At 59.5% G+C, this 21,341-nt stretch carries 18 protein-coding genes; 2 read left to right on the top strand and 16 right to left on the bottom strand.

What is annotated here, in order from left to right; genetic code table 11:
• Window positions 1–25: 25 nt before the first annotated feature.
• A complete protein-coding gene (locus ACVDHI_RS04775; RefSeq protein ID WP_447211769.1) occupies window positions 26–7,222 on the bottom strand; it encodes an LPD38 domain-containing protein in 7,197 nt (2,398 codons plus the stop codon).
• 247 nt (window positions 7,223–7,469) lie between these two features.
• Here ACVDHI_RS04775 and ACVDHI_RS04770 point away from each other — a divergent pair, with 247 nt between their 5' ends.
• Both ACVDHI_RS04770 and ACVDHI_RS04765 read left to right on the top strand, forming a co-directional pair.
• On the top strand, window positions 7,470–7,682 hold the full coding sequence (locus tag ACVDHI_RS04770; protein WP_328222391.1) for a hypothetical protein: 213 nt from the start codon (window positions 7,470–7,472) through the stop codon (window positions 7,680–7,682).
• 16 nt (window positions 7,683–7,698) lie between these two features.
• Window positions 7,699–7,989 carry a hypothetical protein gene (locus ACVDHI_RS04765; protein WP_328222389.1) on the top strand — a complete coding sequence of 97 codons (291 nt, stop codon included), beginning with the start codon at window positions 7,699–7,701 and terminating at the stop codon, window positions 7,987–7,989.
• A 32-nt stretch (window positions 7,990–8,021) separates the two neighbouring features.
• Here the strand turns inward: ACVDHI_RS04765 and ACVDHI_RS04760 are convergent, their stop codons facing one another.
• From ACVDHI_RS04760 to ACVDHI_RS04690, 15 genes are all read right to left on the bottom strand, one after another.
• Window positions 8,022–9,422: a hypothetical protein gene (locus ACVDHI_RS04760; RefSeq protein ID WP_447211768.1), complete on the bottom strand. Its 1,401-nt coding sequence runs from the start codon at window positions 9,420–9,422 to the stop codon at window positions 8,022–8,024.
• A gap of 9 nt (window positions 9,423–9,431) precedes the next feature.
• Window positions 9,432–9,689, bottom strand: a complete 258-nt coding sequence (locus ACVDHI_RS04755; RefSeq protein WP_045525832.1) for a hypothetical protein — start codon at window positions 9,687–9,689, stop codon at window positions 9,432–9,434.
• Complete coding sequence (locus ACVDHI_RS04750; RefSeq protein ID WP_324046026.1) at window positions 9,689–10,069, bottom strand: hypothetical protein; 381 nt, start codon at window positions 10,067–10,069, stop codon at window positions 9,689–9,691. Before ACVDHI_RS04750 ends, ACVDHI_RS04755 begins: the two co-directional genes overlap by 1 nt.
• A gap of 9 nt (window positions 10,070–10,078) precedes the next feature.
• Window positions 10,079–10,645 carry a hypothetical protein gene (locus tag ACVDHI_RS04745; RefSeq protein ID WP_323931826.1) on the bottom strand — a complete coding sequence of 189 codons (567 nt, stop codon included), beginning with the start codon at window positions 10,643–10,645 and terminating at the stop codon, window positions 10,079–10,081.
• Between the two features lie 76 nt (window positions 10,646–10,721).
• Complete coding sequence (locus tag ACVDHI_RS04740) at window positions 10,722–10,997, bottom strand: hypothetical protein (protein ID WP_447211767.1); 276 nt, start codon at window positions 10,995–10,997, stop codon at window positions 10,722–10,724.
• Between the two features lie 80 nt (window positions 10,998–11,077).
• Window positions 11,078–14,071, bottom strand: a complete 2,994-nt coding sequence (locus ACVDHI_RS04735; RefSeq protein WP_447211766.1) for a phage tail tip fiber protein — start codon at window positions 14,069–14,071, stop codon at window positions 11,078–11,080.
• Complete coding sequence (locus ACVDHI_RS04730; RefSeq protein ID WP_447211765.1) at window positions 14,071–15,732, bottom strand: hypothetical protein; 1,662 nt, start codon at window positions 15,730–15,732, stop codon at window positions 14,071–14,073. Before ACVDHI_RS04730 ends, ACVDHI_RS04735 begins: the two co-directional genes overlap by 1 nt.
• 46 nt (window positions 15,733–15,778) lie before the next feature.
• On the bottom strand, window positions 15,779–16,132 hold the full coding sequence (locus ACVDHI_RS04725; protein WP_447211764.1) for a hypothetical protein: 354 nt from the start codon (window positions 16,130–16,132) through the stop codon (window positions 15,779–15,781).
• On the bottom strand, window positions 16,129–16,455 hold the full coding sequence (locus ACVDHI_RS04720) for a hypothetical protein (protein ID WP_324046022.1): 327 nt from the start codon (window positions 16,453–16,455) through the stop codon (window positions 16,129–16,131). Before ACVDHI_RS04720 ends, ACVDHI_RS04725 begins: the two co-directional genes overlap by 4 nt.
• Window positions 16,456–16,479: 24 nt before the next feature.
• The gene (locus tag ACVDHI_RS04715) at window positions 16,480–17,865 is read right to left on the bottom strand and encodes a hypothetical protein (protein ID WP_447211763.1); all 1,386 of its coding nucleotides are present in this window, start codon (window positions 17,863–17,865) and stop codon (window positions 16,480–16,482) included.
• 11 nt (window positions 17,866–17,876) lie between these two features.
• Window positions 17,877–18,554 carry a phage adaptor protein gene (locus ACVDHI_RS04710; protein WP_261999723.1) on the bottom strand — a complete coding sequence of 226 codons (678 nt, stop codon included), beginning with the start codon at window positions 18,552–18,554 and terminating at the stop codon, window positions 17,877–17,879.
• A gap of 15 nt (window positions 18,555–18,569) precedes the next feature.
• Window positions 18,570–19,151 (bottom strand): hypothetical protein, encoded by a 582-nt coding sequence (locus tag ACVDHI_RS04705; protein WP_202043853.1) that lies wholly within the window; start codon window positions 19,149–19,151, stop codon window positions 18,570–18,572.
• Between the two features lies 1 nt (window position 19,152).
• Entirely contained in the window at window positions 19,153–19,590 is a 438-nt protein-coding gene (locus tag ACVDHI_RS04700; RefSeq protein WP_447211762.1) for a hypothetical protein, read from the bottom strand.
• A 66-nt stretch (window positions 19,591–19,656) separates the two neighbouring features.
• Window positions 19,657–20,046, bottom strand: coding sequence for a hypothetical protein (locus tag ACVDHI_RS04695; protein ID WP_201891280.1), 390 nt, complete (start codon window positions 20,044–20,046; stop codon window positions 19,657–19,659).
• Window positions 20,047–20,113: 67 nt separating this feature from the next.
• Window positions 20,114–21,331, bottom strand: coding sequence for a phage capsid family protein (locus ACVDHI_RS04690; protein ID WP_324046018.1), 1,218 nt, complete (start codon window positions 21,329–21,331; stop codon window positions 20,114–20,116).
• Between the last annotated feature and the right edge of the window lie 10 nt (window positions 21,332–21,341).

The raw sequence follows: 21,341 nt of genomic DNA, 5'->3' as shown, positions 1-21,341 counted from the left end.
ATCTACTTCTGAGAAGTCAAATCTATTATTTCCCCCAAAGCAAACGATTTTTGTTTACTGCCAGATACACCAGGTCATTACGGCGGGCCAGCATCTCATCGATGCGCCGGCGCTTCTCTTCTGCGGTCAGTGTGCGGTCGCGCTGGATCAGCTCGATCTTGTTGCGCACCACCCGGACCTGCTGCTGAGTGCGGCTCAGGCTGCGGCGCGCCTTCAAGATCCCACCCTGCTCCTCCAGCAGCTCGCGGGCCTTATCTGTGAGCCCCTCACTGCGGTACTGGTCAACGGTGCGCTTGAGCTGGTTCACCTCGTTCAGCATCCGGTAGAACTCCTCCATGTGCTGCGTGGACTTTGCAGGGCCAGTGCCGCGGTACACCGCTTTCACCAATGGGATCTCGTCGGCCCTCCAGCTCGCGGACTCACCCGGTCGAGAGGCTCGGATCAGACCGTCAGCGGCAGCCATCACATAGCTACCCATGGTGCCGGTATAACCGATAACCAGGTGCTCAAGCTGCTTCGGCGAGAAGCCAGTGAGCTCCCCCAGCTCGCGCATCAGCAGGCTGGTCTGCTCGTTGTAGCGTGCCTCTGCCTGGACGTTCAGGTCTTGCGGACCGTCGATGGGGCCACCTCGGAAGCTGTCATAGTTAAAGGCAGCCTCTACCATCGGCTTGACGAGCTGGGGGGTTGGGTTGAGGGCGAAGGTATCACCTATCGCCCTGGCCACCGCCTTCCCGAACTGTGCTCCGGTATCCTTGTCACCCAGGGCCCGGGCCATGCGCTCGGGGATGGTACCGAACAGCACGCCAATCTCGAACGGCTTGGGGATCCGCCAATGGTGATCACCAAGCCAGAAGTGCCAGTTGGCGTCTTTATCCCAGTCCGGCAACCCTTCATAGCGCTCATCGTCCCAGTTGTGGGCCAATAGCGCCATGCTCGCTGCCGTGATCATGCCTGCGCGTTTGGCGATGGCTCTCGGGTTGTCTCGCAGCTCGCGGGTCAGCTTGCCAAGGCCCTGCACCCGGGCATTGAAGAACGGCAGCACCTGGGTCATGACCTGCATGGTGCGTGAGGCACCCAGCATGGAGAAATCCATAAGGTCCTTCGACTCGAACGCCGCCTGGGCGTGGCTCTTCCCGGCCTTGATGGCAGCGTCATATACAGCTTCACGGTTCCCGTTTTCAACCGCCTCACCCACCCTGCTGTATTTCTCCCATGCGTCTGCCACCACGCCCTTGGCATGCGCCGCATTGCGGATGATGCTCTTCTCGTATCGGGCGATTTGCTCCGGGGTCATCCCCTTGCGTCGCAGCGACTTACGCACGGTATCGGCCATCGCCTCTGGGTCATTGCCATTCACATAGCCGCCCAGGAAGGAGGCTCCGCTGAACATCACGTCAATGGTGCTGCCGTCCATGCGCCAGGTTTTCCTCACCCCCTTGATGGAATCAATCATCGGCTTGAAGCCATCCTTGCTGATGGCCCAGCTGGAGAGGGAGTCGCGCAGGAAGTTGCGCAGCATGAATTCGGGAGATGCCGTGACCCCAGCAGTCAGCAGGCGCTTGGCCTTGGCCGCCACATTGACCATGGCGCCGAACGGCTTGCGGTCGAAGAAGGTCATAGCGCGATAGAGGTCCGGATCCTCAACCCGGATCATGTAGTCCTCCCCCTCCAGCTTGACTATGATCCTGTCTTTGCCATTGGCAAGGGCCTGGTAATCCATCTTGTTTGGCTTCGTGATGACCTCGATGATGCCGGTGTCAGCCAGGTTCCAAATCGTCTTCTGGGCCGCCATGTTCTTCATGGAGGCGTCGATCAGCTTGGAGGTGGAGGTGAAGATGTTCTCGAGTAGGTCGTTGGTGTTGGCATCGCCCCCCTTGAGCTTCTTGATACCGGCGTTCTGGTTGGCAATGCCCCTCGGTTTGAAGGGAGCGATCACATCGCCATCGTCGGATTCACGGAAGAAGGGGATATACCACTCGCTTTCGAACTCCACCCGGGCCTCTTTGGTGAAGAGCCCAGCGTCTTGTGCCAGGTCCAGAGTGGCGGCATTGAGCCGATTCCAGCGCGCTTTGGCGTCAAGAAACTTGGCCTCTTTGCCTTTACCTTGAGCCTTGAGGGCAGCGATGTCCTGGGCGTCGAGAAGGTTCTCACGCCCTTGGGCCAGCAACAGCTCGGCCTGGTGGCCGGCCATCCAGCCCAGCCAGTTGTGCAGGTCAGCTCCCAGGTCGGCAAAGATTCCCAGCAGCGCATCCTTCTCGCCGGTGCCCGCCTTGCGCTGGATCACCCCATCCTTCCACTCCGGCAAACCGTAAAGCATGGTCGCCTGCATCGTAGAGGCTAAGCCAGTCGCCATCCGTGCAGCCACATAGCCGGAGTCAGCAGCATCGGTAATGCCGGCAGCCTCCTCGGCGTACTTGATGGGGGCCAGCGCGTCGAGCACCTCGGTGTTGGCTTTCTTGATGACGCGATCGAACCATGAGCTGACCACGCCTCGGTCAACTTGACGGAGCTTGCTCAGACTGGCCTTGGTCTTGTCGATGATGTCGGGTTTGGGGCCCAAATTGAGCTTTTGCAGCGCTTCGTCGGCCGCGGAATTGGTTTGACTGAACTTCAGACCATCAGGTGGGAAAGGTCCATCGTCTCGAGCGCTTTCTTGTTCGCTTCGTGACGGCGCCGCATGTCCTGCCGCAGTGACTCTATCTCGGGCTTTGTCAGCATCCTTGGCAAGGTCTCCTCTGGAGAGTATATTTGAGTCATAAACCCGTTCTGGTGAACCACGCTTGGGCAATTGGAGCCCTTGGGTCGTACCGAGCGGGTTTTGTTTTTCTTTGGCATATCTAAGCAATCCCTCTTCTACCCAGCCCATCAGCACGCGATGGCTATTGTCCTTCCCGTAGACGCTGGCAATGCGGTTGACATCAATACGTCCCGCTTTGGCGTTCAAATGGACTGCCGTAATAATCGGGCGACCAGACGCATCACGGGCATCGATCAAGATAGTCTTTGCGCCCTGCTCTGTTTTGGAATCGAATACTGCAATCGGATCATGCAGTAGCTCAGGCAATTGTTCAATCACGGGCATGGGGACATCATGTTTGACCCCGTTTGTGGCTTTACGAACAATGTCCCGGGTAATCCGTAGCGGCAGGTCGGGCGCGCCAACGGCTTGAAGCACGAGCGGGGTGCGTCCCATTTCGATAACCAATTCCCCGCTTTTTGGTGACGCCATCATCTTGCCTAGTTGCCGACGATATTCCTCCGCCTCCCCAGGATATGGTTTGAATGTATCCTCACCAGGTTTCTCCTCTTGGCTAAATTTCTTGCCGCCAGAGCCTCCGTCATCCTGTCCAGTTCGCTGCAACTGCTTACCCAGTCCTTCGATAAGGGAACGGGTCTCAGCAGCAGTGATGCCATCCGGCACGAAACCAACGGTGCGCAGCGCCCGTGTCACCCAGGCCACAACCCGATCCCAGCCACGGCCCCAGGCCCCCTGCTCAAATTCTGCGAGATGAGCCACCACTTCCTCGGCTTGGGTGCCGATGTCCTCATCGGCGTAATGGGTGTTCACCCAGTCCCACACCGGCTTCATGCTGGGGTCCTTCTGGGACTGGATGAGGCGGCTCATCAACTTGGTGTATTCCCCGTCACCCAGGACGTTGGCCAGGCCATAATGGGCCAGCACCTCATGGCGCAGTATCTCGCGCATCCGCTTGGGGTCGGAAATAGTGTCCGCAGCTACGTGCAAGGTGCCGGCATCGTCGTCAAACGCCGCTCTCCGGATAAGCCCCTCCTTGGCTTCCAGTCCCAGGGCCCCCTCAAGCTCCCCTTGGGTGGCGTGGATCTGCACCTTGATACCACTCGCCCCTCGGTACTGTTTGAACCAGCCACGGGAAACCAGCTCAGCCTCCTTCCGTGTCAAGTGCTTGATTGGCTTGTCGCCCTGGGCCATCGCCTGCTTGGAGAAACGAACAGAGTTCACGGTGCCAGCAACAGGCTGAGCAGCAATAGGGGACCTCGTATCCCCTCCCTTCACCCAGCGCTTGAACGCATCCACCGACATCGCCTTGATGGCACCCAGGCCTTTCCAGCCCTCCTCGTAATTGCCAAGGTAGCCAGCCCTGGCGGCCTGCTCGTCGGCGAACCCCATCATCACCTTGTGCTCGTCAAACTTTCCGGTTTTGGGGTCCACCTGGTCCACCACGTAGACCATCTCGCTTTCCGGCTTATCGCCGATGAACACATCGACATGATCGCCATCAGCCCCCAGGGTGCGCTTGATGTACCCATAGTCATGAGCCATGGTTGACTGCCACGCCCTGCCATCCTGATCGGTACCGGATCTGGTGGAGCCTTTGGGGTTCTCGAGCGCAATGTCCAACCCTTGAAGCGTGAGGTGACCCTTCTTGTAGTTCCCCGCCTCCTTCTGCGCCTCGGTGGGCTCCGGCGCAACCTCGGCGCGGGCCGCTTCAATCTGCCGCACCGGTTCACTGGTAACAGAGGTGGTGTGTTGTCGCACCTTCGCCACCGATGTCGTGGACACTACTAGGCCACCCTTACCCGGGATCGCCTTCACGCCGTTATCCTTGGCCCACTGCTTGATGATCGGCACTTCGCCTTTCAGGGTGATGGTGCCATCAGGGTTATCAATCATCTCCGACCAGGGTGTCGGCGCCGCCGCTGACCCGGCAGTCGTGCGAGCTTGCTCAGGTTGCACCTCTTCAGATACAGCAACCCCGGCAGGTGCCGGGGCTGTCAGTGAATTTTCCTCTCCTGGTTGGGTGACAGGTACAGGTGCAAGAGAAGCGCCATCTGCCGGATCTCCGGGTCCAGCTCGCTCCGCGAGTTCGGCAGGGGTTTGTCCAACACCTGTTGCAACCGGATCGCCTGCGCCAGGCTGATCACCTGGTCGCTCACTGCTGATTGCAGGTATCGGGGTAGGCTGGCCATGGGTCACCTCGGATTGTTCGCTGGAAGGGATAACATCGCGGTAGCCGGTATCGACGGCCGGTGCGAGTTGTTGGGGCTGGCTGGGGGTGGGCTGTTCGGCCCTCACCTGCTCTATCTCGGCAATCTCTGCCACGCCGAAACCACCACTCTTGAGGGGAACCGGGGTTTCCTTGCCCTTGCGGCTGGCCATGGCGGCCTCTTTCTCGCTGGCGAACGGCTTGCCTTTGCGGGTAATGCGAAGGGTCTTGAGTGGGCCAAAAATGGTGTCAGTACCCGCGCTGGCAGGCACATCATCTTTGATCGACGTTGCATCTGGCTGGCGGTTATCGGCGCCGTAGACCACATCGCGGTGCGGGAGCTCGGAACCGACCTCGCGCCCCTCCCCCTCAATGACCGCCCCAGGAAGCGCGGTTCGGACTTGCTCCGCAACCGGCTCGGACGGGAGCAGCTCCCCCTCCTGTCCGCTCTGCCACCGGGTGCGCTCACCGCCTCGGAATTGCGGGCCAGGGCCTGCCTGTTGGTCATCATGATCCCCAGGAGCTGCCACAGCCTCCCCCGCGGGTTTGGCATTCGCATCGCCGGCGAAGATCACATCCTTGAGTGGCAGCGCCGGACGCTGGCCCTCTACCGCCACCTGCAGGGCGCTCTTGTTGCCAGCGAAGGGGTCAACCCCGAGATCCCCAGCCTGGGCGAGTTCATAAAGGCTCTTGCCCTGGTCGCCAGCCTGCATCTGGGCCGTGACCAGATCCTGCACCGACCGACCGTATTCACCGGCCAAGGCTCGCTGAACGTCGCTATCCTGCGCCATCCCCTTGAAACGATCAGCGGTATCATCTTGACGCAGATAGGCGGGAACATCACGCAGCTCGTCAAACTGGCTGCCGCTGGGACCGAGCGGGTTCAGATCTCCCTCAGCCTGTGTGGCGGAGGGCGCCTGCTCGCCACCCTCCTGTGGACCGAATGCAGAGACCGGATCCACTGCCAGGTCAGCAGCGTCCTCCGTCATCGGCGCGGCAGGCTCTGAAACCGGATCGGCCCCGCCCCCCTCCTCTGCGCTGGCATGCTTGCCGCCTCGTGCTCCACCGACAGCCCCCACCGCACCGCCAGTGCCCATACCGATCAGACCACCCTCGATCGCGCTCGACACCACCCCCTTCATCGGGTCGATCTCGGCGGCGGCCACTTCATTCAACGATTCGTTGATGGCGTACTGTTGGACTCCCTCTTCCAGGGTCTCACCAACCCCCTCACCTACCGCCCCCTTGCCTGCTCCTTTCAGCACACCACCTGCTGCTGCCTTGCCAGCGAGCATCTTGAACAGCATGGCGTCGCCCATCATGGAGCCCATGGCGGCAGCTCCCCACACCTTGGCATCACTCATGGTGGCGCGGCTGGCCAAGTTGGCCGTTTCCTCCCGGGCCAGCCCCAACTTTTCCTCATCAGAGAGATGGGCGGTCTGCTGATCCTGGTCGATGCGAGTAAACGACTGGCGGAAGGTATCGCTGCCCGCCAGCTCGTCAAAGCTCATTCCCAGCACAGTGTCGCGGGTGTTCACCCCAGCACTTCCCACCGATCCGGTCGCCCCAGTGGTCACAGCGGCGCCGGTGGCAATTTTGGATACTGCCTTGGCGGCGACCGCTTCGGCTACCTCCTGGGTCGCGCCACGCTTGACCATGGATGCAGTGACAGCGCGGCCGATAGAGGCTTTGGCGGCCACCCCAGTCACCCCGCCAGCAGCGAGTGTCGGCAGCAAAGAGCCCACGCCCTGCGCCATTTTCATCGCCCAGACATCGATATCCCCTGCGCCATCCCCCAGGGTCAGCCGGCCTTCTGGCGTTTCATCGACCAGTCGGCGTCCCAGTGCCGCCTTGGCGTCTGCACTCATCCCATCATTCAGAGATTCCGCCCCAGACGCGGCCAGATCACCTGCACCTGCGACCACATCCAGCACCGGGCTCAGCTTGTTGGCCATATTGGCACGAGCCTGTTCCAGGTAGTCGCCCCCCTGCTTCCCGGCATTCTCTTTGCCGAAGTTGCTTGCCTGCCGTGCCAGCTCACCAATGCCGCCCACCAGATCAAGTGCGCCAGCGCCCACCCCGCGGGCGACATCGCCCAGGCCGACATCAAGATCACGTTTGGCTACAGGCTCGGCTGGCTGGGGTGTTGCAGCCGCTGCGGCAGACAGGCTGCTATCGAGCGAGCTCCAGAAGGGGTCATTACGAGTGTCAGATTGTCGCGGTTGTGGCAGGGCGTCACGCAGTCCAGGTTTGTCCATGGTGTCCTCGGATTTCGAGCAAAAGAAAAGCCCCGAGCGGCGAACCGATCGGGGCTTTTGAGATGGGGCGATCAGCATGCAGACTGACCGACGATGGAGAGATGCTAACGCTGGGGGGCGCCTTTAACAATAGCTGAGCGAGTTTCGCTCTGGTTGTACACCACGCGCGCATTAGATTATCATCACATTGATGTCGATATGACGTCAATTTGACGTCGTGCGGTGTCTAAAGTTAATGGAGGTTGATATGCCGCGATATACAGTTGAAATCTCTGACAAAGTAGTGAGCGAACTTGATGACTTTGCCAGTCGCCATCACATCAGCAGGGCTGAAGCTGCCCGCAGGGCCTTTGCGCTGCTTGCACTTGCAGAAAAAGAGGCCGCCAAAGGAAACTCACTTGGCATTGTGAAAGAAGAAGATGATCACTTGCGTGCCATAGGCCGAGTTGTAGGCGTGTAAAGGGGCACTATAACTTATGTCTAGAGACATGGAACCACGTCAGGATTTCAATTTATCAGACTATGAAGATAAAGATTCTGGCGCGGTTAACGAAAAAGAGCGGTTACTTTTTGCAAAGTACATCTTAGGGGCGCTATTTGTCCTTGTGATAATAGTATTCACTTGTAGCTACAACTTTGTTGACTCAAACCCTGAGAATAAAGAGCTTGTTGCTGTAGTAAATACCATATTGGATATCACTAAAACGGCAGTGCCATCGATAGTTACCCTTGTATTGGGTTTCTATTTCGGTAAAAAAGACACGTAATATAGGCCCTAATAGGGCCTATATTTTGCTATTCACTTCCTTGCCTGAGCCAGGCCCATCGCCTGATAGGCGTTGGCTTCGGTGTCTCGCAGTCGATTAGCTGTGACCGCCGCCTGCTCAGCCTGCCTCTGCTTGGCTGCCTGCTGGCGCCATAGCTCAAAGGCCGTGTTCATCCTGGCCGGGGAATCCAGCAGACTACTCAGTTTGCCATGTTGGTTGGCCTCCTTCACGAACTGCAGGCGCTCGGGATCGCCGCCAGTCCACTCCTTGATGGGGGCCTCCTGCCTGGGCGCTTCGGCAATGCGGGTCTTGCCGTAGGTGTCCGCCAGTGAGGCCTTGCTCCGCTCAAACTGGGCATCCAGAGCCTCCTGTTGTAGGTCCTTATCCTCTGCATTGCTGGCAGATATGCGCGCCTTGTTCTGGCCGTGCTGCTTCTCCAGCTCGGTGACAGCCTTCTTGAATCCAGCGTCATCCGGACCAGCCGACAACCCCAGGGAAACCCGCAGTTGCTCGGCATTGCCAATCATGTGCTTGGCCAGTGCCGCCCGCTGGTAGGCAGGCTTCAAGAAGTCGTTGATGGGGATGACCTTGGGGTGATCATCGGGCGAAGAAGTGCGGTTGTTGGTGACAGGACGCACGGCCTTGCTGCCATCGTCATAGGTGACTTCCACTCCCAATACCACGCCACGCCCGTCCGGGGTGATCATGATGTTGTTCAACTGCTTGCCGGTGATGGTCTTGCCGCTTTCCGGATCGATGTCGCCCACACCTTTGCTGACCTCATCCTGATAGAGGGTGCCGGCCGCCTTGATGAAGTCAGGGTTATTGACGGCAGCGTGCCCCTCGGGCGTAGTTGGATCCAGTTTTCCTTCCTGCGCCTGGCGCACCAAGTTGCCCGCATAGGTGACAAAAGTCTTGCCAGCCTCGGCGTAGTCCTGCTGCAGATAGCGCTCCGGATTGAATGAGCCTGCGCGCGGGTCGCGCACCACGCTCCAGAATTGCTGGCCCGGGTCTTTGCCTTCGGTCACAGCCTGCCAGCCAGACTGGATAATCGGCAGGTTCTCCTGTTGGAACACTTGCTTGTCTCGCAGGTCTTTTTGCCACTCATACTCCTGCTGCTGCCGAGCTTCCTGTGCCACTGCACGCCGTTCAGCAGCACCGGCTCTCGCCTCGGACGCCTTCATCTGCCGCTCGGTGAGGGCAAGCTGCCTGTCATACCTTGCATCTGCCAGCTTGTCGCGCCCCTTGCCGTACTCCAGCTCGCTCTGGTAGCGCTCATCTGCCACTTTCTGCCGGTCCTGTTCGTTCTGCCACATGGCATCTCGCAGGCCCATGGACCTCTCCATCCGCTCATCTTCTTTCTGGCCCCGCTGGTAGCGGTCCATGGTGTTGAAGCCAGCCAGAAAACCTTCCGCCAATCCCGATACGCTCATCATGCCCCCTTAAAACAAGCTGTCTGCCAGAAACCCAACCCCAGCACCTGCCAGTGCGCCCAGAGGGCCACCGAGTGAACCTGCCATGCCCAACACGGCGCCCATCGATGCGCCGGTACCGATTGTGCTCAGGGTTTGCCCTTTGCGAGCGGTCTTGAGACTCTTATTGGTAGCCTCCATCTCCGACTCTCGGTTGGCAGCATCGCGCAACCCCGCCAGACCTTGCTGGCGTGTCTGGCCGCCGATATCCAAAATGCCGTACCCCATCACACACCCCCTCCGGTTTTGATTGCCTCACGCAGCCCCGCATCCGCGCCGGTCAGGATCCCCATTTGTCGGGTCTGCTCCTGTTCACGAAGGCCGTTCTCGGTACCCGCCGTCATCAGCGCCATCCGCAGCCCCTGGCTGTTATCGTTGGCATTGCTACTGGTACCCAGCCCCATTCGCGCATTGCGGTTGGCCGTAGCCTGCCGAGCTGAGCGGAGCGCGTTGGCGTTGTTCTCATCCACCCGTCCCAGTTGCTCCCGCAGTAACTGGCCGTTAGTGGCCAACTCCATCAGCTCCTGCTGCTTGGGGTAGAAGCGTGTCTTCCAGTCCTGGTACTGCTCTCGGGTGATTTTGGCGTAAGTGTCTGCGGCGTAACCCATGGAACCCCCTTAGTAACCCTTGCCCTGCAGCACTGATGCAGTCGGGCTGATTTTCTTGATCTCCGTTGCCGCCGGCGCTTTCAGGCTGGCCAGCCCATACGAGGTGGCAGCTCCTGCCAGAGTCCCCACCAAGCCAGCTGTCGCCTGCTGGCTTTGGTAAGAGCTCTGTGCGTCACTGGTTGCCTTGCGCAAGCTGGTTGTGGCCACATCCCCCATACCAGCCATAGATTCAGCCTTCTGCCCCGCGCCAATACTCACAACATCCTTGAGCCCAGCCACATGCTTGTCCTGCTGGCTGGACTGCGCTCGGTTGGCGGTATCGGTCTGGCTCAATGCCTGGTCGGTTGCAAGACCTTCCATAGCCTCCTGGTACCTGCCGCTGGTTGGATCTACTCCACTGGCCGCCATGGAGTCAGCCAGCCCGGCGCGCGCCTCACCAAAGGATTGAGCAGTGCCAAGCGCTGCCGTGCCTGCCAGTTTGTCGTACTTCCCCTCACCGTTGAGGTCATCCACCTTCTCGATGAAATAGTCCTCGTACTGCTGCAGGTCGTTCTTGTAGAGCTCCCACTGTTCCATCGCTACACCGGCCGCAGCCCTCTGAGCCTCGGTCTCCTTGATTTCGTTCGAACCGCCCTTCCCCATCACCTACCCCTCACAGGTTGATCTGAAACACATAGAACCCGTCAGCATCATCCGGCTGACGAACCCATCCCATTCTTGGTGCGACCTTGAGCCACCCCATACGCGCCGAGTGGAAGCGCAGCCAGCGTGCCCCAATCAGACGCGCCAGACGCTTCACTTCCGGCAGGTGCCGCTCAGGCGCCCCGCCATCCCCCCACCCCGCCCAGACCAGGACACCGATCACGCCATCTTCTACCTGTGGCTTAAGCACAAACCCGTCATCGCCACGCACAAACAAAAACGCCATCCGGTTTCGGATGGCGTCTTGTAGTTCGAGAGGGAGATTAGGACTCCCGGTATCCCTGGCGATGCGGTTCAAAGCAGCCCTCACCATAGACCCATCAGCCATAGGCTCTCCCCGATAAGGCGCTGGTTCTGGATAGATGACCCAGGATAGGCCACCACTTCGAAGGTAATGTTGACGGTCGCAGTCCCAGCGGGGATCACAAAAGCATCTTGGAAGGTCACACTCATTGGCGCTCTATTCGTACCCACAGGGAACGAGGCTGTGGACGTAGCCCTGGCTACTTCAGTGCCGTTGAGCTTGCACAACAATATAAGCCCTATCGTGCCGGCTCCGGAAACCTCTGCGAGACCTGTGAGTGGTTTGATACAGACCATGTTTCTGGCTCGCTTGTAACCTGCCAAAGAGAAGTTACCTGGCGCCCTGATCATCCTTGTGATATCACCCACAATCCGATCCGCTTCCAACGTCCCCAGGACCACGCAATCGGCAGCAATCGTGCAGTTGTTCATGGTCATGTTCTTCACATAACCGCCTTCTGCACGAAGTCGATTGGTATAGATGCTGCCGTCCGCATAGATCATCGTGTACCAGCCGAATCCCCAACTGGCATAAGGCCCGCCTTTACCGAACCCTGCTGCCCCACCAGACAGGAAGGCATTGCCCATATCGATGGAACCGCCCGAGATCGCAGGCGCCGACATGCTGACCCCTGCTTTGATGTAGTCCGCCGTGATTTTCTCGGACGTCAGGATCTGGATAGTGGCCTTGCGGATGATGGCCTCTGCAATGACCGCCTGGCCATTGTCGATGGCAAACAGCGGCGCCATGGGCGTTGAGCTATTCGGGTTGAATACGAACACCTGGGAAGCAGAGATAGCCACCTGGCTCGTGCCATCAGACTTGGCAATCAACCCGATCCCCGAAGAGATCTGACCGGCATTGGCTTTCGCTGTCCACATGGCCTGTGCACCATTTTGCAAGTCGGCAATGGCCTGGCTCTGGAGTTGAACGGCTGCGGCGTTGGCGGCGATCCGTGGGTCGTCAGTGGCGACCCAGGCCGTACCACTGTAACGGTACGGCCTGTTGTTGTTGGCAGTATCGAACCACAAGTCGCCAGTCCCCATGCCGGAACTGGGTGCCGTGGCTTGAAAGTGGGTTTTATTCTTGCTGCCGGCCACCGCCGACACAGTGTCGATCTGGCTGCTCATTGCACTGATTGCATTCGCTCTGGCCTCTGACTCTGCAGTGATTTGGCTTGAGAGCTGTTGGTCTGCGGCCTGAAATTCAGTAGTGATTTGCTGGATCTGGTTTGCCGTTGACTCGGTCGCGTTCGCAGCAGTCCTGGCAACTTCTGCAATACTCGCCTCGAGAGCGCGGTCTGCTGCGTTGAAGCTGGTTTCGTTTACCGTAATGCGCTGAGATAACGCCTCCGTTTCCGAGGCCCGCACCGTCTGCTCGCTGAGGATTTGCCCACGAAGGTCAGCAGACTCCGCCTGGAAGGTCGCTCCCAACTGCTCGATCGTAGTGGCCATGGCCTCCTGCTGACCGCTCAGCACTTTCTGCTCTCGCCGGATTTCACCGGTTGCTTGGCGCTGTCGGTTCGCTTCGGTGGCAGCCCCCAGTGTCCCCACAATTTCGGCTTCAGCAGCAAGATCCACGCTGGCACTCAGGTTCTCGAATTTGCTCGCCAGTGATTGCCCGTCACTGGTCACCACCTGCTGCAACTCAGTGATGGCCGCAGAGTGTCCGCCGGTCAGCACCTCCAGCGCTTGCAGGCGCTGGGCCTGCGCGCCAGTCGTGCTGGCAACGGCTTGCGCTAGGTCAATCACAGAGGCACTGATCGTCGCGTCGGCCTGTTGCAGCTCCGCCTTTACCTGCTCGATGCGCTGGGCGTTGGCTGATGTAGCGTTGGTGTTGGCACTGAGCTGCTGCTCAGCAGCCGTCAGGCGCTGCCCCTGGGCATCCACCGCGCTCTGGGCTGCCTTCTGGCTCAGCGTGCCCTTGACGGCATTCAGCTCCAGCCCCACCTGGGTAGCTTGCGCCCCCACCGCTGTGACTTCCGACTTGGTAGCCGTCTGAGAGAGTGCGCCATTGATGCCGTCGATCTGCTGCTCAACGGAGGTGATTCGCTCGAACTCAGCGCCAATCTCCGCTCTGGTTACGCATGTTTCAACAATGGCCTCCACAGCATCGAGGTGCTGGCTCACTGTCGAAATCTGAGCGCCCAACTCGGAGCGAACCGCATTGATGGCCTCCATCGTGATCTCCCCGGTGCCGGGGTCAACGCTGAACACGGCGTCACGGAAGCTCTCAAAATCGAGATTGTACTTCTCAATTTTCTTGCGAAGTTGCTCTTGAATGAGCGTGACATTGATGTAGTTGTCACCGAGCTGTGCTTGTGCGGAATTGAGCAGGTCATTCACCTGCTTTTCTCTGGCGTCCAGCTGAGCCAAGTTGGCCTTGGTCTCGTTGATCATCGCTGTGAGCTGGGGAACATCCTGGATCGGTTTCAGGAGCTCTTGGGCAAGATGGCTACCCTCAATCTTCCCCTGCAACTCATCCAGAATGTCCTGCACATCCCGACTGGTTTCGGCTACAACACCATTCACACCCTGGAATGGCCCCTTGTCATCAGCGCCATTGACGAAGCGCACCCAGTAATAAAACTTGGCCCCTTTCCCTATCGCATCCGAAAAGAGATTGGCGGAAGTCGTGCCCACCAGAACGGCATCGGACTGATTGTTCACCTCTGCTCGCCAGATCTCGGCATGAGCATGCCCTCGATACTTCGGCGGATCCCATTCCACTAATACCGTATGAAACGCGCCATTCGCGATCACATTGACTGGAGCGTGGGGAAACTCCATCTGACCGGGCGGGAAAAGGTCCGGGTTCTTGCCCGGGACAAACACACCGCCAGCCCCTTGGCGCAGGGTGGACAATCCCAGAGCAGCCAGTTCCCGATAGGTGACCGCCTTATCCAGGCGATCCCCACGCTGGCCCGTCAGCAGCTCTACGTTTTCTGATGTGGCGGCCTGATCCCGGCCAGCACGATATGCAGGCTTCTTCGACATCAGTTCACCATCTCCATCATGCTGCTCGCCAAAGTGATGCGGCTTACCAACGAGGTTCCGAAGACCTCTACCTGCCAGCGTCGGCCGCGAACTGGTGGCAACCGAAATGCCCCTGCGACCAGGTTTCCAGGGGGGAGCTCCATCACGATCTCTGCGTCCACAAATAGCCGGATCCCGACCAGGTCGATCTCGTCTGCCAGCACACGGCAGCAACTGAATGAGGTACCTTCTGGCACCATGAAGAGCTTCGACCGCCAGATAAACTGACCATTGCTGGCGTTACCTCCCCGCCAGATGTGCAGGTGACGCCCCTTGGTTACGAACAGAGAATCACTCTCCATATCGGATACAGCCGCATCCCACCGATTCGTCAGCTCTCGAAGGTCGCCGCTTTTCGGATCAAAAATCAGTCCATGGGTATCCGTCATGGCCACATACTTGCCTTCGTGGTGCCATGCCCGCATGGTCTCAGGTTTCATGGCGCGCCACTGATTCCGAGTGATGATCTGTTCGGTCACCACCTGACCGCCATTTGCACCGATGCCTACCAGTCCATCTGGGGAGGCATAGAGCACCACCCCATCCATCGCCACCATCGAGCGCGCGCTGATACACGCTTGCGGCAGTTGGCTCAGCTTCTGGGTGGTCACGGATGCCGGGCTGACCCCCTGTGCCAGATACGGGTACCCCTTGGTGCCGATGACCAGAGTGGTGTCGATGGCTGCGATCGCAACAATGTCATGCTCAGTGGTGAGGCGGTACTTCTCTGGCCAGGCATAGGGTAAGTAGGGTTCGCACAAATAGAGAGAGTTGCCCGCAATGCCGGCGCACATGCCGTTCGCCATCTGGCATAACCCACGCAGCGAAGCAGGCGGAGGCGTGTAGCCATAGGTCTCCAGAACCGGACCAAGCTGCGCGTCTGCACGGTTATCAGCAAAAGCCGCCTGCGCGATCGGCAACTCTGCAACCAGCAGATAATCGGCCAGCCCGCCACCTGATACTGAGCGATAAATACGGCGCTTCGTAATGTTGCTGTCTTGGGACTGCGGCGCAGAAAGCACGAGGTTGACGGTCGAGCCGGGAATAGGGATGGTGACCTTGCCACTTACCGGGCCTGGTGCCCCCTCCTCCCCCATGGCGGTCACATAGGTGTCCACGTAGTAGCGGGTTTCATCATCAGTGAGATCGTCATCTGTCCCACCCATCGGTGGAGTAACAGCCCCTATCCCGACAGGCACGCCCGGTGCCGGCACGCCAAGGCGATACCATGCTGTCGGCTTGTTTGCGCCGCCAGTGGCGATTTGGGCATGGGTCACCTTGGGGTATTCACCATCCGTGTAATAAACCCGGCCATAGGGATCCTGGGCGACCGGGGAGCGGATGGCCTCCACAACCTTGTTCCAGGCAAACCAGTGCTGGCCATATCGAAAAATAGTGCTGGGCACGACAGGCAATTCGGTGCCTGCGCTGATGTCGTCTTCAAGCGGGGATATGACCCCATGGTCAAAATGACAGTCACGCGCAATGACCGCGACCTCATCAGACAGAAGGTGTGGCTCCACGCGCGGCATAGTCCCTCGCATGGTGACGATATCGAGTACGGGCATGGGGTTCTCAGAGAAGCAGAAACGAAAAAGCCCCGCTCGAGAGAGCAGGGCCATGATGGGGAAATCGTAACGCCGGGAGCGTCACGAGGCAAGGTTCGCGTCAGGGATGCGAAGTGATCTCTCCTGGTGGAGCGGGTCGATCAGCATTCCAAATTGCAGTGCGAGCTTCAGTAGATAGGCGCAGCGCCTGCTTGAGCTGCTGCACGGTCACGACCACCACTCGGTTGTCGGCCAGCGTCCACTCCGTGGCATCGGCCAGGTCATCGGCGGCGGCGATCAAATCAGCCATGCGCCGCGTGCTGATCTCGTTGCCATCGAACTCCAGGCCATCCACCTCGACCACCAGAGCATCTACCCGCGCCTGCCGTTCAACCTTCCATGCCTCGTAGTCGGCCAGCGCCTGCTCAGCGGCGCGGCGCTCTGACGTTATGGCCTGGCTCCAGTCAATGCTCATGCCATCACCTCCGGCTCAGTCTCATACGGCGGCAGGGGAACGGGGCCAGCCATTACCGTCATCGGCACATCGAAAGCGGCGGGGAACAGTGTTTCACGCGGGGCATTCGCCCCGTGGGGTACGCGGAGGGTCAGCGATATCTCACCATCCGTTCGCGTCACATCCGATGCAATCCACGGGGAGTCGATGGCGGAAATGGGCAGGATGTCGCCCTCCCCCAGGGGGGAGAAATTCAGCGGCGTGCCGTTGAGTACCAGGGTGTCCCCATTCACATCGGCTGTCAGGCGCTCCTCGGTACTCAGGGGGCTCAATTTGATTTTCATCTACTTTTTGCCTTCAACGTTGACTTAGTGCCAGCGGCCCATGACCCCCACCAGGAGGTTACCGTTGAAACTGGCCATGGATAACCCGGATTGGAGGACGTAACTGGAATAGGATGTCCCTTGCGTAACCAACACAGGCCAAGGCCGAGAACCGCCGCCGCCATACAAGGCCTCTGCGAAGCTGCGAACCACACCAACAAAGGTGGCGGGATAGTTCACCGTCACCACGGTGCTGCTCTGGAATATCCCCCCCACTGCCGCTGTCACAGCAAACGACGAAACTGACAGGTTGCAGAAACACACCATCAAGCCGCCCAAGAACTTGATGTACATGCCGTTCGCGTTTTCACCTGTTTCAACAATGGCGCCGGTGGGGAGCCCGTTATCCTGGGAGACGGTGCCCACGGCGTTTTTGCTATCAAACTGGGTATAAATCAGGCCGGGAGAACTGTTCGCGGGAGTCTCAGTGCTTCCCGTATTTACAAGGGAGAGCTCGACACCAGGGCTGCATCGCGCCCGGATATTCTGCGTGTAAATATTGCCGGGGATTGCATAAATGTCATACACATCACCGCCACCCGGATTGGTGAAGCAAATAGCTGAAAGAATAGCATTCTGCTTTCCTGGGTTTCTGGCGATAACGCCAATGGATTTGGGGCTGCCGTTAAACCCACGAATGATGATTTCCACCTTCTGAGCCCATTTGTTGGAGCTAGTGTCATATCCAGCATTTCCAAATAACTCAATGATTTCAGTCCGTGCTTGCGGAATGGTCACGGTGGCAATCTTGCACCAGTTCAGCGAGATCGGAAAACTCAGGAAGACCTCCTGCTGTTTGGCTTCCAGCTCCGCCCGTGCCAATGCCGCCGTCGTCGCCTTGCTCAGAAACGACTGGGAGAACGCAGGCAGGTCGATCAACTTGGCCGCAGTGACGGAGCTGAACACCGGCAACTTGTCCGGCGCCGGCACTAGAGCCTGCAACGCCTTGAGTGAGGCAGAGGTGGGCTGGAACGCTGACAGCGCAGGGACTTGAACCTGCTGGCCATCCGGCGCCGTCAGCGTCACCATCCCTGTGCCTGTGAGCACCTTCTGCCAACTGTCATACTGCCCTTGGGCGTATGCGCTGAACGCTGAAATTTCACGGCTCAACGCCGGGATGGTGCCTGTTCTTGTGACATCAATGGCATACGCCTGACCTGTTGCCGTGGGCCCGAGATAGGCCGTGACGAGGTACAGCACTGTGTCACTCTCGACGTAATCCAGCTCGTAAATCCGTCCATCCGGCCCCTGGAACGCATGTCCCTTGTCTGGCTTGAGCACGGAGGTTTTCCAGGTAGTACCCGTGCCCACCACCTTCTTGCTGCCGTTGGTGACGGCGATGGAACCGGCTCGATACCAGATGCCCGCCATTTATCGCCTCCTTACTGTCCGGTGACTCGGCCAAAGCTGGCCTGCTGGCGTGCCTCCATGCTCGCGTCAGCTTGGGTTTTCTCCCCGAGCTGTTGCAAGAAGGCGTTGTAGTGACCAGCAGCCCGATTGGAGTTGGCCGAATACTCCGCATCCTTGGAGAAGCAGCGGTAGAGCATAAAGTCGATGATCGGGTTGATGTAGATGTCATCCAGGTCAGCCAGCGCCGGGCTCTGAGCACTCTCCACTTCGGCCAACGCCTTGGACTGAGGGGCAACCGAATAGATCACATCCACTTTCACCGCCGCGGCCGGGCCTGGATGCAGATAGAAGGTCTTCGGATCCCGCTCCTCGTAGGTGTAGTTGTCCACCGTGGTCGCGGTGTTGCTGGAGTGCCAGTCAGGGTAGCTGTCATCCAGCGCCTTGCGCACCACGTAGCGGATCACCTTGCCGTTGGCATTTCGCAGCACCTCGATGAGGCGAAGAGCGTCGGCCGGCAGAGTCTGCTTGGTACCGGCCGCACAAGTGAACTCGGTGTTCTTGGTGTGTGCGTCAGGGCGCACCAGCACGATCGCCTTGGTCGCGTCGTTGTAGTAGTCCAGCAGCTCCTGCTTGGGCCAGCGGGTAAAAGTAGGATCGACAAGCAAGGTGTTTACCCGCTTGAGGATGGTTGCAACGGTCACGGTAGCCATGATGTGTCCTTGGGATCAGAAAAAGCAGTGCTTGCGGGGCGGGTTGTAGAACTCGACTTGGGTCGGGGCGCTATGCTGCTTGCGGAACCGCCCGGCACGACGCCATCCCTCGACAAACTCGGAACGGTGATAGCTGGCGCGCTTGGGGTCAGACCAAGGGCGATCAGGCTGGGCATAGAGCAACGAGGCAACACCATGAGCGATGGCCTCGGCGTGCTCGTGGTAAAGCTGCGCGGGGAGCTCCTTGGCGCCTTTTACCGGGGTGGCCACATACCAGATCCGCACGTTGCTGAGATCTGTCAGGATGCTCAGCTCATTGGCAGAGATGGCGAAGTAGTCACGTCCAGAATCCAGGGGTACGCCCCCCGCATCAGTGAGGTGCAGCACATTGCAGGAGGTCACCCCGTCCACATTGCACACCACCTCCAGGCTGCCGGCTGACGCGCTGGGCAGCAGGCGATCGAGGGTGATCAGCTCAGACTCACGGCAGAAGGTGACCGCCGCCTCGGTAACGGCCTCCTCCAGCAGCATCTCGAGCGGGCCGGTGATGTGCATCCTGACGGTGGGCAGGAACTGCTCGCGGGGCACCATCTGCATGCTATTCCTCCTGCTCTGCCAGCTTGGCCTTCAGAGCATCACGCACGCGCACCCGGTATTCTGGCACCTTCTCTTGCGGGCCCTGCGGCTCGATATCCAGTTCTTCCCCCTCCACCAGGGTGGCCAGTTGGGCAGAGGTCATCTTGGCCAGATCGCGCTCACCGACCACCATGCTCTGCTCTTCGGCCAGGCGGGCTGCTTCAGCGGCGAGGCGCTCCAGCTCCAGGGCTTCCATCTCGGCAACAGTCTCCTGACGCGCCAACTCGCCAGCCAGTGCCTCATGGCGGATCCAGACGGTCGGGAACTCCAGCAGTTGCATGGCGATGTGACTCTCCACATCCACTGCGGTATGGCGCGGGAAGACCAGGCGGCTGCCGGTGACCGTGTCTTTCTTGCTCGGCTTATCGCCGATGTAAACCACGGCAATCTTGTCGCTCATGGCGATGACTCCTATTTAGAAACGAAAAAGCCCGGCACGGGGCCGGGCGGACAGTGATCGGCAGCCTTACAGGTTGCCGACTACCTCGTAATGCAGTTTGAGCTTGACCGTGCCCGTCGCAGCGCCGCCGCCAACGGTGAGGGTGAGCTCCTGGTCAGGCTCGGTCATCAGGTCATCGACCGGGTAATACTTTGCCACCGTCCCCACCGTACTCTCGGCGTTGATGATGGTGGTCGTGCCGATCTTGGCTGTGATGGTGGTACTCGCGCCCAGCGCAGTGCTGAACATCGTCACACCCACCACTTTCAGGTTGGGCTCCACCTTGTCGCCGTATGCGACAACATCGCCAGCGGGTACTGCAGCCAGCTTGGCCACCAGGGTCGGGGAGATAGAGAGGTTGCCGAATGCGCCGACAAACCAGCGGTACGCTCGGGCGATCAGGGTAATCTTGGCCATGATATGGCTCCTTGTCTGGTCAGATATCAACAGGAGGGGGCATCGCCCCCTCGCTCTGGTGGGTGGATTAGCGGCCGACGGCGCTGACGGCGGTATCCAACACCATGCAGCCATGATCCTGAATGTTGCCGTTGCGCTGTTTGAAGCGGATCTTTTGCAGGCCGGAGACCCAACGGATCGAGATCTCGTTCGAGTTGCCATGGTCGGCCGGCTCTTGGTGCATGCCAAAGGAGCCCCCCTGCTCACCGGAACCGAAGGCGTTGGCCAGCGCCTGGCCACCCAGCAGCACGGCGCGGTCGATCAAGGTGCTGGCAACCTTGTCCACTTCCGCCCCGGTCGTGGAGTTGGCGGCACACACTTTGACGGTGCTGCCCTGGTTGAAGCGAATCGGCATGCCCTTGTATTGCTTGACCAGGATGCCGCGCCACATGGCGCCTTCCCCACGGAAGATGGGGTGATTCCAGCCCTTGCTACGCTCCATCGCGGAAGCCAGCATTGCCTGCCAGTCCTTGCCGGAGCTGGAGGTGTAGAAGTCGTGCCACTGGCGCGGGGTCACGTAGAGCACATAGAGCGGCTCACCACCGGACGGGTCCGCCACCATGCGGATCGGCTGGATAGGGTTGGCCATCTCGGCCAGGAACAACGACATGTTGTCCACGCAGCCGAGGTTGAAGCGATCTGCAGCGTCGATGGCTTCGAAGGAGGTTGCATCCCCGCCGAAGAAGTGGCGCTCGTAGGTTGGTGCCGTCAGCGGGTTGATCATGATCTCAGCAAACTCGGGATCATCCGCCAGCGGCAAGATGATATCGGTGGCCGAGTAATCACCGCGAGCACCGGCCAACTGAGCAAAGCCTCGCTGATCTACCAGACGACCATAGTAGCCGTCTGCCAGCAGGGCACGAGCGGTCTTGATCAGGTCGTGTTTGGTGCGCTTCTGGCTCATCTTGCCGCCCGCATCCACGCCGTGGCGAGTCTGGCTGATCTTGAGAGAGAAGTCCGCGAAGGACATGTTCTCGAGGCGCCCTGCCAGCTTCTTGTCGCCCATAGTCGGACGGCCAGACAGTTGGTGGAACAGCTGCATATCCACTTCATCGCCCGCCCCCTTGGCGAGATCGGTAATGCGGACAACGGGGGCGCCATGATGGGTCTGCTTACCGTCATTAATTTTCACGCCCTTCGGCGCCTCTTCGGTCAGCATGTTCACCAGCGATTGGGAACGGTTGGCAGACGTAAAGAGTGCAGTCTGCAAAATCTTGTTGGCTTGCGCCGAGGTGACTTGGGTCATGATCCTCTCC

It is taken from the genome of Aeromonas sp. 25-248 (assembly GCF_053005425.1).
Note: the sequence above shows the minus strand (reverse complement) of the source record. Positions and strands in the feature narration are given on the sequence as shown.

Excerpts from the sequence above, each read along its gene's own strand:
- ACVDHI_RS04730 (WP_447211765.1), bottom strand. The coding sequence starts at position 15,732 with ATGGCCCTGCTCTCTCGAGCGGGGCTTTTTCGTTTCTGCTTCTCTGAG.
- ACVDHI_RS04755 (WP_045525832.1), bottom strand. The coding sequence starts at position 9,689 with ATGGGGTACGGCATTTTGGATATCGGCGGCCAGACACGCCAGCAAGGT.
- ACVDHI_RS04725 (WP_447211764.1), bottom strand. The coding sequence starts at position 16,132 with ATGAGCATTGACTGGAGCCAGGCCATAACGTCAGAGCGCCGCGCCGCT.
- ACVDHI_RS04745 (WP_323931826.1), bottom strand. The coding sequence starts at position 10,645 with ATGGAACAGTGGGAGCTCTACAAGAACGACCTGCAGCAGTACGAGGAC.
- ACVDHI_RS04690 (WP_324046018.1), bottom strand. The coding sequence starts at position 21,331 with ATGACCCAAGTCACCTCGGCGCAAGCCAACAAGATTTTGCAGACTGCA.
- ACVDHI_RS04740 (WP_447211767.1), bottom strand. The coding sequence starts at position 10,997 with ATGGCGTTTTTGTTTGTGCGTGGCGATGACGGGTTTGTGCTTAAGCCA.
- ACVDHI_RS04765 (WP_328222389.1), top strand. The coding sequence starts at position 7,699 with ATGTCTAGAGACATGGAACCACGTCAGGATTTCAATTTATCAGACTAT.
- ACVDHI_RS04735 (WP_447211766.1), bottom strand. The coding sequence starts at position 14,071 with ATGTCGAAGAAGCCTGCATATCGTGCTGGCCGGGATCAGGCCGCCACA.
- ACVDHI_RS04770 (WP_328222391.1), top strand. The coding sequence starts at position 7,470 with ATGCCGCGATATACAGTTGAAATCTCTGACAAAGTAGTGAGCGAACTT.
- ACVDHI_RS04710 (WP_261999723.1), bottom strand. The coding sequence starts at position 18,554 with ATGGCTACCGTGACCGTTGCAACCATCCTCAAGCGGGTAAACACCTTG.
- ACVDHI_RS04695 (WP_201891280.1), bottom strand. The coding sequence starts at position 20,046 with ATGGCCAAGATTACCCTGATCGCCCGAGCGTACCGCTGGTTTGTCGGC.
- ACVDHI_RS04715 (WP_447211763.1), bottom strand. The coding sequence starts at position 17,865 with ATGGCGGGCATCTGGTATCGAGCCGGTTCCATCGCCGTCACCAACGGC.
- ACVDHI_RS04700 (WP_447211762.1), bottom strand. The coding sequence starts at position 19,590 with ATGAGCGACAAGATTGCCGTGGTTTACATCGGCGATAAGCCGAGCAAG.
- ACVDHI_RS04750 (WP_324046026.1), bottom strand. The coding sequence starts at position 10,069 with ATGGGTTACGCCGCAGACACTTACGCCAAAATCACCCGAGAGCAGTAC.
- ACVDHI_RS04760 (WP_447211768.1), bottom strand. The coding sequence starts at position 9,422 with ATGAGCGTATCGGGATTGGCGGAAGGTTTTCTGGCTGGCTTCAACACC.
- ACVDHI_RS04705 (WP_202043853.1), bottom strand. The coding sequence starts at position 19,151 with ATGCAGATGGTGCCCCGCGAGCAGTTCCTGCCCACCGTCAGGATGCAC.
- ACVDHI_RS04720 (WP_324046022.1), bottom strand. The coding sequence starts at position 16,455 with ATGAAAATCAAATTGAGCCCCCTGAGTACCGAGGAGCGCCTGACAGCC.
- ACVDHI_RS04775 (WP_447211769.1), bottom strand. The coding sequence starts at position 7,222 with ATGGACAAACCTGGACTGCGTGACGCCCTGCCACAACCGCGACAATCT.